A 12,928-nucleotide genomic window follows, 5' to 3' on the forward strand; every position below is an offset into this window, starting at 1 on the left:
CCAATCGCGCAAGGCTGTTGTTCAAGATTAAGTCGTTCCGAGGATTTCAGCTCAAATAGTGGAGGATGACGATGAAGTACATGATCAGCTGGTTCGAACGTCCGCAAGGATCGCCTACGGAGTACGAGAATGCCCAGAAGCGGATACTGGAGGTTTTCACTCAATGGAAGGCACCCGCCAATTTCAAGATCGAGTTATTCGTTGTGCGAGTGGGCGAGTGGGGTGGGCATATGTTGGTGGATTGCGATGATCCGTTGGCCGTTCACAAGGTATGCTCGACCTGGCCTGCTTTTGAATTCCAGGCACGACCCGTGATTGCCGTCGAGGACGCCGTCCGGGTCGAACTAGAAGCGATTGCTTGGCGCGATGGACTCAAACGTAAGTGATATTTGAGAGTATCGAAGCAAATGTTTGCTTCGGGTGGGCGGCCGACCGGTTGCTGCTGAGCCGTGTTGGCTCCCCCAAGGAAGCGGCCGCTATTGCGCTGTTCGTGCGCCCGGCAAAGGTGACCACCGGCTCCACTGGACGGAAATGGCGGATTACTCGACAGACTATCGCGTGCGCATCTCGTGGCGATGGCCTTCGTCGTTGGCACGGCGGAGCGTTCATTGCATGGCCGCTCCTCAAGCTCATCGCTCGCGACGAGTGCACTTCGCTTCGACTCACTCCTGCCGATGCGGTTCGCCAAGCGTGTGCATTAGCCGGTTGGCCCAGCCGAAGATTGCGACCGCATGGATGAGATCGAGGATCTGGAGATCGTCCATGCCGATCTGGCGCAGATGGTAGAACTGATAGGTGCCGACCTTATCGGGATGCGCCGTCAGATCGACGCCAAAATTGAATAGTGCCTGTTCGAACTCCGGCAGGTCCGCGTCGAGGCCGTTCTTGAAGACCTCTGCCACCACGTCCGGTTGCTTTTCGAGTTGGATGTAGCGGGCCGCGTGCACCGACGCGCAATATATGCAGCGGTTTACAAAAGAGGCTGCAAGTGCCCCGATCTCGCGACCGCCGCGCGAAAGACCGCCTTCGCTATACATGATGTCGTTGAAGAGCGGCGTGCGTTCGTTCAGCGTTTCCGGCTCGTTGGCAAGTACCAGCACGTAGTCTGAAATTTTCCTGTTGGACGGCGTCGTCTTCAGCGCCTCGAGCTGCTCAGGCGTTGCCGCGTCCATGTCGACTGGCTTCACATAGGGCTTCCAATCGAGTGCCTCGACGGTGAATTCGTGTACGGCGTGCGACATGTCAGTTGTCTCTCAGCATCTTGAGGCCGGCCACGACCAGCACCTGATAATTGACGAAGGCGATTAAGCCGGCGAGCGTCACGATATCCCGATCGTCGAGACCGGCAGTCGCAAGCTTGTCGATGTTGGCGCGGGTCGCATCCTTCGGAGAAAGCGTCACCAAGTCGACATGGGCGAGGATTGCGGCAACGCGCGAATTAACCCCCGCGGCCTCTGACGCCGGATCGGTAATCGCGCGGAGTTCCGAACCGCCCTCTTCGCTGTCCAGAAGTGCGTGGTAGTGGGAGACAAGCTCCTGTGACTTCCAAAGTGCTACCATGCGCGCGGCCAATGCGGCTCTCAGCGGGTAAGAGAAGTTGCGCGGCTCGGCGGGGCGAAGAGCGGCCTGATAGCTCGTCTGCGTCAGGTGCTTCAGCTTTGCGCGCTGCTCGCGCAGAGCCTTGAAGTCCGCAAAGCGGTCGAGGCCGAGAACAGTGTCGATCACGTCGAAGTTGGAAGGAGCGCTCATGTTTATCCTCAATCTACTGAAAGGTGTTCCATCGGACCTCAAGCCGTCTTCTGCACAAGATCCGGTGCGTCGGCATCCGTCCATTCGGTTCCATCGAGTTCAGGTTTCTCATAGGCGAGCAACGCCTCCCAATGGTAGTCGATGTCGCGGATGAAGAGTGAGGCGGCGACGCCCCGGGCCAGCCAGAGCGCACCCTCGCTGATCGCTGGAATGTCGCCGCTGACCTTGCCGACGCTGACCGAAGCGGCGTAGTTGAAGCAATGGATGTCCTTTAACCATGGTGCCGTGCCGACAACCTTTTCGGTGAAGGAAAAGTCGTCATGAAGCCACGGGAATCGCCCGAGTTCGGTGTTCCGTTCGCCCGGCGGCGGCGTGTAGCGGTCTCCCCAGCAGGCAATCTTGTCCTGATAGGGGGCGAGTTCATCGCGACTCATGGGATCAATGGAAAAGCCGGTGCCGAGGATAACGAAATCGGTGAGGAAAATACGGTCGTTGATTGTGGTGATGACAACCTCGCCGCCCTCCTCCTGCATTGAACGGATGCCGCAGTCGAAATGGAAATAGGCGTTCGGATGACGACTGACGCGGAGCGTCGAATTGTGCGGAGCAGGCGTCTGCTGCTTAGCGGCATAATCCATCAGCCGCCAACGCCATTCCGGCGAAATTTGCGCGAAGCCGGCTGTTACGCCATATGAGCCGATACCCATCAGCTTGTTGATCGTCGGCATCTCTTTGCGTCGGGCGAGAAGACGGACCTCGTCCGCGCCTTGCTCCAAGGCTTCCGCCGCATTGTCGACCGCCGAGGCGCCGACGCCGATGACGACGACGCGCTTGCCCTTCAGCCGTTCGAAATCGATGTCGTCAGCCGAATGCGCCCACGATTTCAGCCGCTCCATGCCATTGACGAAATCCGGGATAGTGGGCTCGCCGAGCCCGTCGCGGCCGGTCGCCAGCACCAGCTTGCGGGTAAGAATGGGCGCTTGCCCGCCGCCAATTTCGAGCTCCAGGAGACCGTCCGCGCGCGGCAGGATGCGGGTTACTTGGGTCTGGTTCTCGACGGGTATCGTCATGACGTCGCGATACCAGTTCAGGTATTCCATCCACATGGGACGCGGTATGCGAAACAGTTCCTCCCATTCGGCCTCGCCGTAGAGCGCAGTAAACCAGGCACGAAAGCTGAGTGAAGCAATGCCAAGCGCCGGGCCGAGCAGGTTTTTCGGCGAGCGCAGCGTTTCCATGCGCGCATAGTTGACCCATGGCCCCTCGAAACCTTTCGGCGCGCGGTCGACGATGCGCAGATTGGTGATGCCAGCGCGCGTCAGCGCTTGCCAGGCGACAAGACCGCACATGCCGCCGCCGATGACAACGACGTCGCTGACGGGCTGCCCTTTCTCTGTCGTCACCGGCATTGACCAATTGGCCGGCGGGTAGTTCAGGTAGCTCAGATCTTGCTTCACCCGCGCATTCAGGTCAGCAAGCCGATGCTGTTGCTGTTGGTTATTGATCATGATCCGTCTCCAGTTCAGCTCGCCAGCAGTACTGCGTCCCGTTCACGCCAGCCCACCCAGACCTCGTCGCCCTCAATATGCGAAAGCGCTACCGGGTCGAGTTGGACGACAAGGCTCGCTCCATTTTCGAGGGTTATGGTGAGCGACGTATGGGCGCCCTTGAAGACCCGATGGACAATGCGTCCCTTAAGTGCCAGCCGGCCATCGGGCTTTGCCGTCAGGCAGTAAAGTGTCTCTGGCCGGAGCGCCAGGGTGGCCTGCGCACCCGGCGTCGGCGTCGAACCATTCAGGTCGGCATGCACGATATTACCCCGCCAGTCGAAGGTTGCGACTGTGTCCACGACGGAAACGATCGTGCCCTCGAGCAAATTACTCTGGCCGATGAAATCGGCGACGAAGCGGCTATGCGGTCGGGCGTAGAGCTCGGAGGGCTTACCTATCTGCTCGATCCTACCCTTGTTCATAACAACGATGACGTCGGACATTGTCAGTGCCTCCTCTTGGTCGTGGGTAACAAAGATAAAAGTCTTTCCGGTCTTCTGTTGAATGGATTTGAGCTCGATCTGCATCTGCTGGCGCAGTTTCGCGTCGAGCGCCGAGAGCGGCTCGTCCAGCAACAGAACGTTTGGATCAGGTGCCAATGCCCGCATCAAAGCCACGCGCTGGCGCTGGCCGCCCGAAAGCTGCGCAGGCATCCGCTCCGCATAGTCCTCAAGCGCGACAAGCGAGAGCAGCTCGGTGACCCGCTTGTGGATCGCGCCCGACTCCATGCCCTTCAACTCCAGCCCGAAGGCGATGTTACGTCCGACCGTCAGGTGCGGAAAAAGGGCATAGTCCTGAAAGACGATGTTGACGTTGCGCTTGTGCGGAGGCAGATGCGAGATCGGCTTGCCATCGAGGTAGATTTCCCCGGTAGTGAGATCCTCGAAGCCGCCGAGCATACGCAGTGTTGTCGACTTTCCGCAGCCGGAAGGTCCGAGCAAAGTGACGAACTGGCCGGGCTCAATGGCGAGGTCGAGGTTCTCCACGGCGGGCAGCTCCCCGTAGAACTTGTTTACATTCTTGAAGTGGACAACAGGCTGCATTCGCGTCAACTCCTGGAACGACGGGTGAGATATTCGGCGTAGAGGCCGACTACAGTAGTAACGACGAGTACGATCGTCGCCATGGCGTTGATTTCCGGCGACATGCCGCCCTGCACCTTGGCAAAGATCAGCATGGGCAGCGTCGGCTGGTAGCCGCCGAGGAAGAACGTGCGCACGAAGTCGTCGATACTGGTCAGTACGCAGAAAATCATTCCGCCCAGGAGAGCCGGCATCAGATAGGGGATTGTAACGCGCAGGAAAGCAACAAACGGATCGGCGCCGAGATCCCGAGCCGCATCCACCAGGTTGGCAGGCATGGAGCGAAGACGGGTCATCACCATGATTACCACGAAGGGCACCGCGTGGACCGTATGCGACAAGATGATTGCGAAAGTGCCTGTCGGAATGTCCACCGTGCGGATGAAGATGCGCATTGAGATGGCATTGATCAGCCCAGGCACGACAGCGGGCAGGCAAGCGAGCGCGAAGATGGCGGCCTTGCCCCAGATGTTTTCCGCCGAGACCAGGAGCGCGATCCAGACCCCGATGATCGTGGCGCAGATGGTGGTCGCAAGGGCAATGCCGATGGAATAGAGCGACGCTTCCAGAAACTGCTTGTCATGCAGCACCTTGCCATACCAGTCGAGCGTCCAGTTGCCGATCGGGAAGGCGATGAAATTGGCTTCCTTGAAGCTCATCGCCATCATGAGCGCCAGGGGGAGCACGAGATAGATTGAAAAGAGCCAGTAGGATGCGCCGAGTACTGTTCTGGGCAGGTCGTTAAAATAGCTTCTCATCGGACCCTCCTCACATCAGCCGAATGGAACGACCGCCGACGACGCGCATGAACAGGCCAACGGTGGTGAGCGATACGACGAGCATGATCATTGAGAAGGCGGCACCCTCCGGCCACTTGTCGTTCGAGCCGTGGAACAGCATGGCGATGATTTCCGGAAAGATGACGGCATTCGGGCCGCCGAGCAGCAAAGGTGCAGCAAAGACACCGACGGCCGTCAGATAGACAAGGCTGCAACCCGAAACGATGCCGTCTTTGGAAAGCGGCAGGATAACCCGTCGGAAGCGTTGGAAGGGGCCGGCGCCGAGATCGGCCGCGGCATGGATCAGCGGCGTTGGAATCTTCTCGATGGCCGAATAGAGTGGTAGCAGCATGTAGAGCGCCAGGAGATAAACGACGCCGAAACTCAGGGAGAAGAAAGTGTAAAGCATGGGTATCGGTCGGTCGATAAAGCCCAACTCCCGAAGCAGCACGTTCACAGCGCCGCGATTGGCGAGCAGCATGATGATCGAGAAGGTGCGGATGAGTTCCCCAGCCCAGAACGGGATGAGCAACAGCAGCAGGGCGCGCATGCGGTTCTTCGGCCGGACTACCTTGGCGACGTAGTAGGCGACCGGATAGACAATCACCAGCGTCGAGAGGGTGACTACGCCGGCGAAGATCAGGCTGCGGATGAATGGCATGAAATAAAGCCTGTCGGAAAAGAACAGCGCATAATTGGCAAAGGTATAGTCGCTGCTTTTTCCCGGCTGCGGCGGATAATTGGCTATGAAACTGATGTTGGTCATCTGGACGATTGGCCCAATATGCAACACGGCCAGCCAAATAAGCGGCACACCTGCAAGCACGGCGAGCCTGATCCAGCGGCTGTCCGCCAGGCGTCCAATCGTATTGCGGTAGAGGCCGGAATCCACCACCCTGCCAATCCATCCGGCATAGCGGGGCGACGCCAGCGAGGCGGCGGCTCGGGGTTGCGTCGTTGTGTCCACCATTTCGGTAGTTCCCAGCTCTAGTCAATCATTCTTGGTGAGCGACCGGCCGAACAGCCGGCCGCTATGCGTCCGGTCTTCAGGCCGCCTTGATTTCGGCAGTGGCCTTGTCGATCATCTCGTTTTTCATGGCGCGGTTAACCGAGCTGAAGAATTGGACGCGCTCGACCTGTTCCGGCGGCAGCGCCATAGCGGCGCGCTCCTTGTCGTCGAGTACCTTGTCGACACCATCGAATGCCGAGGCGAAGCCGGACTGGCGCGTCATCGCCGCGCCGATCTCCGGCGAGGAGAGGATGGCGTCGAGGAAGGCATAGGCAGCATCGCCGTTCGGGGCGTTGTTGACGACGTTGAACGAGTAGAGGAACCCGTAAGTACCTTCCTTCGGAACCGAGATCTCGATGGGATGGCCATCCATGATAAGCTTGGCAGCGGGCCCCGACCACGTCTGTGCGAGGTAAATATCCTCATTGACGAACATCTGCTGCACTTCGGACGCCGCGTCGTAGTATTTGCGCACCTTGTCCTTATGCTTGATCATAAAATCGCGGGCTTTGTCGGTGGCAGCTTGAGCAACGTCCGCCTTATTTTCGTAGGTCACGTAGTCGCCATCACTGCCCTGATATCGCATGACGATAGAGAGGAAGTCAGAGACAATGTAGGAGGTCAGGTTCTTGTATTCGTCATCAAACATGATCTCCCAACTGTCGGAGGCCTTGGTATATTCCGTGTTGCGGGCAAGTCCCTCGAAGCCGGCGAGCAGCGGCAGGCCATAGGTTTTGCCGTCGACGGTAAGCTGCGGGGCGCCTTTGTATGTGGACGCGAGCTTGCCCCAGTTCTTCAGACGGGCGGTGTCGAGCGGCGCGAGCAGGTTAGACCCCATGAACTGCGATAGGCGGTGACCGGTAACGGTCACGATGTCGGTAGTGGGCGCCGCACCTTCGGCTGTGAGCAGATTGTATTGCTTGCCCTGATCGTCGGTCAGCCGGATGCGGATCTCGATGCCGCTGTCCTTCTGAAACTGGTCAATAAATGACTGCGGCACGAACTTGTCGTAGGTGGTGATATTAACAACTTTGCTTTGGGCGAGAGCTGGACGGATGATTGCTGGCGCAGCAAGGACGCCTGTGCCAGCGGCCAGCAGCTTTAACGTCGAGCGGCGATTCACGGTAATGTCTTTCATGTCATTCTCCTCTTTTATTTTGGCAGGCTCATATTTCGTTCTCGGGCGTTTTCGTCACGCGGCCCCTGCGGCGCCAAATATCCGACTGCCCAGCGCCGCGAGCGGTTTTCCCGGCGACTCCCCTGTCTGCGATGCGCGCCATCTGACGCGGATCATGACTGACGAAATCCGGCATCCGCTCGGAGGCAATGCGCACGATGCGCTCGATCAGTTCATGTGCGCAGGCCGATAGTGGACGGGCGGCGGCAGAAAAGATCGCCCAGAAGAAGGGAATATTGACATCCAGCGGGCGAATCGCGACCGGCGCCGATTGCAGGCCGAAGGCCGTCGCCGGCTCGATGATCGCTACACCCAGACCAGTCGACGCTATCTGCACGGCATTCATGGCCGCATTGGTTGCTATCACGCGCTTGGGCTGCACTTTTGCGGCTTCTAGTGCCTGGTCGACGTGATGGCGCAGACGAAACGGATTGGCCATAGTCACTAGCGTACGATCGGCGATATCGGCGATTGAAATGACCGCTTGAGCCGCGAGCGGATCGTGAGGCGCGACTGCGGCTACGCACCGCCCCTCAAAGAAGCCCTGCACCTCAAGACCCGGTTGATCGGCGGGCAGCGATGTCACGCAGAAGTCCGCAGTTCGGGCAAGGACCGACTGCACAGCCGCCTCCGCCGGCATGCTGCGAAGATGGATTACGTGCGGCAGCCGGTCTTCCGATAATTCCGCGAGCGCCAGCGGAATGATACCGCTGGCGAAAGCCGGCGTTGCAGCAAGCTCGATCGGCTCAGGCTCCCTCGCGGCAATCGCTTTCGCCCGATCCCGCAAATGGCCTATACCGCTGACGAAACGCTCGGCATCGTCATGAAATGCGATACCTTGGTCGGTTGGGGCGATCTTGGGGCCATTCCGCTCGAACAACGGAAAGCCGAGTGAGGTTTCCAGATCCTGTATTAGACGCGTGACCTGCGACTGGGAACGATCAAGCAGACGGGCGGCGCCGGTTATACTACCGGTCGACATGACTGCCAGAAACGTTTCCAGGTCGCGGATTTCCATCGGTACCATGCATTCCTTGCATTATGACAGTGATATAGTGCATAAAACGCATTCTGTGCGCTAGTGACAAAACACAAGTTTTCTTTGTTCGCCGTTCTCGTAGAAAAGTATTCGGGCGGGGCTCGGCAGCGGGAAAAATTGTGCCGGTATGGCGGTCGTTACTCGGGTATAAAATGCTGCGAATTGTATGGCGCAAGGCAAACGAGACGAGGAAAAGGGAAGCAGATCGATGCGGATTGGTATTCTCGGTGCGCGCGCAATCGCCTTCGGTATGGCGGCATTCCTTGCCAAAGCCGGTCACGAGCCGGTTCTATGGTCTCCGTCCGGCGCACGTGTCCGAAAGCTCGCCGCGGGCGCTTTGCTTACCGCAACGGGTGCGGTCGAGTTTTCCGGCCGGGTTAAGGTCGCCCACAATTGCGCCGAAGCAGTCTCCGGGACCGATGCGATCATCATCGCCCTGCCCGCTAACGGTCATCGCTTGGTCTTTGATTCCGCACTGCCGCACCTCAAATCTGGCCAGCCCGTGATCATTAGTTCACACACCTCCTTCGGTGCGCTCTATTTGTCGAAGCGGTTGGCAGAGCGCGGTGTACGGTTACCCATCATTGTCTGGGGCACGACCCTTTTGACCGGCCGCCAACAATTGGATGGAGTTAGCGTTTCGGTCAATACAATACGTCAAAAGGTCGACGTCGCGACCCTGCCAAAATCCACGGGGGCCGAGGGCACCGCCATTTGCACCGAGCTCTTCGGCGACCGTTTCGTCGAACGCGATGGGCTTCTCGCCATCGCGCTATCGAACCTCAACCCGCAGAACCATCTTGGTATCGCGCTTCTCAACTTGACCCGTATGGAGCAGGGTGAGACATGGGGACAGGGCGAACACGTCACCCCCGCCGTGGGGAACTTGATTGAGGCGCTTGACCTTGAACGGCTCCGGATAGCCGAGAGCTTCGGACTTTCTGTCCGTACGGTGCAGGAACATTTTTCGCTCTCTTTCCACGTGCCGATGGGCACTGTTTCGGAGATGAACCAGCAGATGCACCGCGAGGGTCGCGGCGGCTTCGGGCCCGCGACCGCTGACAGCAGATATATCTACGAGGACGTGCCCTTCGGACTCGTACCGACCAGCCTTCTTGGCCGCATTGCCGGCCGGCCTGCGCTGCTGCACGAAGCCGGCACCAGCCTGTTATCGGCGGCGGTGGGCCGCAATCTTGTCGCCGACAACGACCTGTTGCCGGATCTGGCACTCGACAAGCTTTCGGCGACAGCCCTCACGACACTCTGCGAAGAGTGACCCACCGCGTAAAAGGGCCGCTTACGTCCCGACCGATGCAGCACCCACGGCTTCGCGTTTGCCTGCAATTCTACAGCGAACGAATTCGCAACATCGAGAGCTGTTTAGCGTTTAGCGCGGAAGGACAAAGATTCAGCTTCCAAGGTGGTTAGATGTCCAATTTTGCGCAAGCTCCGCCTCCTTCGTGCCCCCGAGGAAATCATTCTTGAATGCAAATCGGAATGAGTGATTTCCAATGGGCGCTTTGAGCGGCTTCGAACTACCGAGTCACTTAATGCGGCATTTGAGAGTGCGGTTCCACACAAGCCATTATGCGACTTTCGCAGCACAGACCGAGAACATGTCGTCGATGGATCGTTCAATTTGATTTTGGCATAGGTCCGCAGTGGATCCGTACATTTCACATAGTTCGTTCCGCGTAAATGCTAATTGTTGCAGGCTCCTGATCTCTGGGCGGGCATTTGCTGTGCCCGTTTTGGCGCGGTGTCAGGTTCAATCAACACTCTTCAGGCTGCCAAGCCACTCCATGACCCGCGTTACCGTCTGTCGCTCCTGCGGCGCCTGCATGGAGAAGCCATCGACTATCCGGGCTCGCGGCGCGTGCTGGCGCACGACCGCAAGACTGTTTCCGAGGCCGTAGCCGCCGTGGGTGATGAAGGGGATCAAAGTCTTTCCCGAAAGATCAAGGGCGGTTAGAAACGACCGGATAACCGGGGGCGCCGTTTCGCCCCAAATCGGGAAGCCTAGGAATAGTGTCTGATACGACGCGACACCCACGACCGTGGTTTTCAGCGGCGGTTCATAGCCATTGTTACGTTCCTGGCGCGCCTGCTCGACCATCTCGAAGTAATCATCGGGGTAAGGCCGCTCGGGTTCGATCTCGAACAGGTTGGCCGGCAGCGTCCGGCTGATCTGGCCTGCAATGACGCGTGTGTTCCCGCTCCGCGAAAAATAAGCCACAAGTGACTTGCCGTCTGCGCGCCGCGCGGCCTCAGTTGGAGAGACGGACGCCGTTCCACCTGCTGTGAGAGACAATAGCAGCGACGTCATGAGGATCTCTCTTCGTGTCGGATTTTCAGAATCTGTCACCGTTCGTCCCTCCTTACAATCAGAGCCCGGTCATCTTGAGCACCGACTCGGGCAGACGTTCACCCTGAACTTCGATCTTCGACAGCGCCGTTGCGATCTCCCCCAGATCCTCTCCAGTGAGTGTCACATCCACCGCGCCCAAGTTTTCTTCCAAACGATGGAGTTTGGTAGTGCCAGGGATCGGTACGATCCACGACTTCTGCGCCAGCAGCCAAGCGAGAGCGACCTGTGCGGGTGTCGCGCCCTTGCGCTCGGCGACAGAATTGACGATATCGACCAGAGCCATGTTGACCTTGCGGGCTTCGGGGGAGAAGCGTGGAACACTGTTGCGGAAGTCCGTGGGATCGAACTTGGTATTCTCGTCGATCTTGCCGGTCAGAAAACCTGCGCCGAGGGGACTAAAAGGAACAAACCCGATGCCAAGTTCCTCGAGCGTCGGCAGAAGATCGTCTTCCGGCCCGCGCCAGAACAGGGAATATTCACTTTGCACGACGGTAACAGGCTGCACTGCATGCGCGCGGCGGATGGTCTGAACACCAGCTTCCGACAGACCGAAGTGTTCGACCTTGCCTCAGCGATCAACTCCTTGACCGCGCCCGCCACGTCCTCGATCGGCACATCGGGATCGACCCGATGCTGATAGAAAATGTCGATGCGATCGGTCTTCAGACGCTTCAGGCAGGCATCGGCCACCGCCTTGATATGCTCGGGCCGGCTGTTGGTGCCGCCACGGCGATCGCCCGTCTCAAGGTTGATGTCGAAGCCGAACTTTGTGGCAATCAACACATGGTCCCGAATGGGCTGGATCGCCTCGCCGACGAGCTCCTCATTGACGAACGGACCGTAGGCTTCAGCCGTGTCGAACAGGGTCACACCGCGATCATGGGCGGCGCGGATGAGTTTGATCATCTCCTGGTTGTCAGCTGGCGGGCCGTAAGCCGCACTCATGCTCATGCAGCCAAGGCCGAGCGCGGATACTTCCAGTGTTCCAAGTTTGCGGGTTTGCATTGCAGTCTCCAACCGATCGAGCGGGCCGTCCAGCACCGCGACAGATCGTTTCAGAACGGTTGCGGATGATGGCGAGGATCGCGCCGCGATCTGTGGCGCCAGAAAATCCTGAAAACGCGTACTTGTCTGAGGCCACCAAACGGCGATGCCTATAAATTTAGCGCCTGCCGCAGCTTGCGATAAGATGCTATAATTCGCATGAGCCTTTTAGATGAGCTAACAAATACAGATGCAAAACTTTAACGACCTTGCCGCATTTGCGACCGTTGCCAGGGAACGGAGCTTCACACGCGCCGCCGCCAAACTTGGCGTCTCGCCCTCGGCCCTCAGCCAAACCATCCGCAATCTCGAGGAGCGATTAGGCCTGCGGCTTCTGACCCGCACCACGCGCAGCGTCGCATCGACGGAGGCTGGCGAACGCTTGCTGCGTACCGTCGCACCGCGTTTCGAAGAAATCGAAGCTGAACTGGCCGCCTTGAGCGAGCTTCGCGAGAAACCTGCCGGCACAGTTCGCATTACTGCCGGCGAGCATCCTGCGATCTCTGTTCTGCAACCCGCTCTCAAACGCTTCCTGCCCGAGTATCCGGATATCCAAATTGAAATCATCATCGACTACGGTCTGACCGATATCGTCTCTGAGGGCTACGACGCCGGGGTTCGCATGGGCGAGCAAGTTGCAAAAGACATGATCGCCGTGCGCATCGGACCGGATATGCGGATGGCGGTCGTCGGATCACCTGCGTATTTTGAGCAATATTCGCTGCCGCAGACACCGCAAGATCTTGCCGCGCACAAGTGCATCAATATTCGGCTTCCGACCTATGGCGGGCTATTTCCCTGGGGCCTCGAGAAGGATGATCGGGAGGTCAAGGTGCGTGGAGAAGGACAGCTCGTCTTTAACAGTCTCGGCATGAGATTAAGTTCAGCATTGGACGGTCTTGGGGTCGCCTATATACCCGAAGATCAGGTCCTTCCTTACATCGCCGAGGGTCAATTGGTGCGGGTTCTGGAGGATTGGTGCCCGAAATTCCCCGGTTATCACCTCTACTATCCCAGTCGGCGGCACTCCTCGCCCGCCCTGACGCTGCTTATCGAAAATCTCCGCTATCGCGGGAATTGACGCGGCTCGCCCAGACGCGCCGGTCAGGCCTAATGGCATGACCATACAGG

The 12,928-nt window shown here is 58.6% G+C and carries 12 protein-coding genes and 1 pseudogene; 3 read left to right on the forward strand and 10 right to left on the reverse strand.

Annotated features, from left to right (window positions below; genetic code table 11):
* Positions 1 to 71 precede the first annotated feature (71 nt).
* Positions 72 to 386, forward strand: coding sequence for a DUF3303 domain-containing protein (locus BLM14_RS16350; protein WP_100000361.1), 315 nt, complete (start codon positions 72 to 74; stop codon positions 384 to 386).
* A gap of 276 nt (positions 387 to 662) precedes the next feature.
* On the opposite strand, the gene BLM14_RS16355 is transcribed toward BLM14_RS16350, so the two are convergent.
* From BLM14_RS16355 to BLM14_RS16390, 8 genes are all read right to left on the reverse strand, one after another.
* Positions 663 to 1,241 (reverse strand): peroxidase-related enzyme, encoded by a 579-nt coding sequence (locus tag BLM14_RS16355; RefSeq protein WP_100000362.1) that lies wholly within the window; start codon positions 1,239 to 1,241, stop codon positions 663 to 665.
* Position 1,242: 1 nt separating this feature from the next.
* Positions 1,243 to 1,749 carry a CMD domain-containing protein gene (locus BLM14_RS16360; RefSeq protein WP_100000363.1) on the reverse strand — a complete coding sequence of 169 codons (507 nt, stop codon included), beginning with the start codon at positions 1,747 to 1,749 and terminating at the stop codon, positions 1,243 to 1,245.
* 38 nt (positions 1,750 to 1,787) lie between these two features.
* On the reverse strand, positions 1,788 to 3,257 hold the full coding sequence (locus BLM14_RS16365) for an NAD(P)-binding domain-containing protein (protein ID WP_100000364.1): 1,470 nt from the start codon (positions 3,255 to 3,257) through the stop codon (positions 1,788 to 1,790).
* Between the two features lie 14 nt (positions 3,258 to 3,271).
* Entirely contained in the window at positions 3,272 to 4,342 is a 1,071-nt protein-coding gene (locus BLM14_RS16370) for an ABC transporter ATP-binding protein (protein WP_100000365.1), read from the reverse strand.
* A 5-nt stretch (positions 4,343 to 4,347) separates the two neighbouring features.
* Positions 4,348 to 5,139: an ABC transporter permease gene (locus tag BLM14_RS16375; protein WP_100000366.1), complete on the reverse strand. Its 792-nt coding sequence runs from the start codon at positions 5,137 to 5,139 to the stop codon at positions 4,348 to 4,350.
* Between the two features lie 10 nt (positions 5,140 to 5,149).
* Positions 5,150 to 6,130 carry an ABC transporter permease gene (locus BLM14_RS16380; protein ID WP_100000367.1) on the reverse strand — a complete coding sequence of 327 codons (981 nt, stop codon included), beginning with the start codon at positions 6,128 to 6,130 and terminating at the stop codon, positions 5,150 to 5,152.
* 76 nt (positions 6,131 to 6,206) lie between these two features.
* The gene (locus BLM14_RS16385; RefSeq protein WP_100000368.1) at positions 6,207 to 7,307 is read right to left on the reverse strand and encodes an extracellular solute-binding protein; all 1,101 of its coding nucleotides are present in this window, start codon (positions 7,305 to 7,307) and stop codon (positions 6,207 to 6,209) included.
* 28 nt (positions 7,308 to 7,335) lie between these two features.
* Positions 7,336 to 8,373: a LysR family transcriptional regulator gene (locus tag BLM14_RS16390; RefSeq protein ID WP_100000369.1), complete on the reverse strand. Its 1,038-nt coding sequence runs from the start codon at positions 8,371 to 8,373 to the stop codon at positions 7,336 to 7,338.
* 220 nt (positions 8,374 to 8,593) lie between these two features.
* Here BLM14_RS16390 and BLM14_RS16395 point away from each other — a divergent pair, with 220 nt between their 5' ends.
* Complete coding sequence (locus BLM14_RS16395; protein ID WP_100001410.1) at positions 8,594 to 9,661, forward strand: NAD/NADP-dependent octopine/nopaline dehydrogenase family protein; 1,068 nt, start codon at positions 8,594 to 8,596, stop codon at positions 9,659 to 9,661.
* A gap of 492 nt (positions 9,662 to 10,153) precedes the next feature.
* Here the strand turns inward: BLM14_RS16395 and BLM14_RS16400 are convergent, their stop codons facing one another.
* On the reverse strand, positions 10,154 to 10,711 hold the full coding sequence (locus BLM14_RS16400) for a flavodoxin (RefSeq protein WP_204252027.1): 558 nt from the start codon (positions 10,709 to 10,711) through the stop codon (positions 10,154 to 10,156).
* Positions 10,712 to 10,769: 58 nt separating this feature from the next.
* Positions 10,770 to 11,758: pseudogene (locus BLM14_RS16405) on the reverse strand (aldo/keto reductase).
* 229 nt (positions 11,759 to 11,987) lie between these two features.
* On the opposite strand from BLM14_RS16405, the gene BLM14_RS16410 reads away from it, so the two are divergent.
* A complete protein-coding gene (locus tag BLM14_RS16410; RefSeq protein WP_204251964.1) occupies positions 11,988 to 12,878 on the forward strand; it encodes a LysR family transcriptional regulator in 891 nt (296 codons plus the stop codon).
* Positions 12,879 to 12,928: the final 50 nt, after the last annotated feature.

Origin of the sequence: Phyllobacterium zundukense, from assembly GCF_002764115.1 — a bacterium.
GTDB lineage: Bacteria > Pseudomonadota > Alphaproteobacteria > Rhizobiales > Rhizobiaceae > Phyllobacterium > Phyllobacterium zundukense.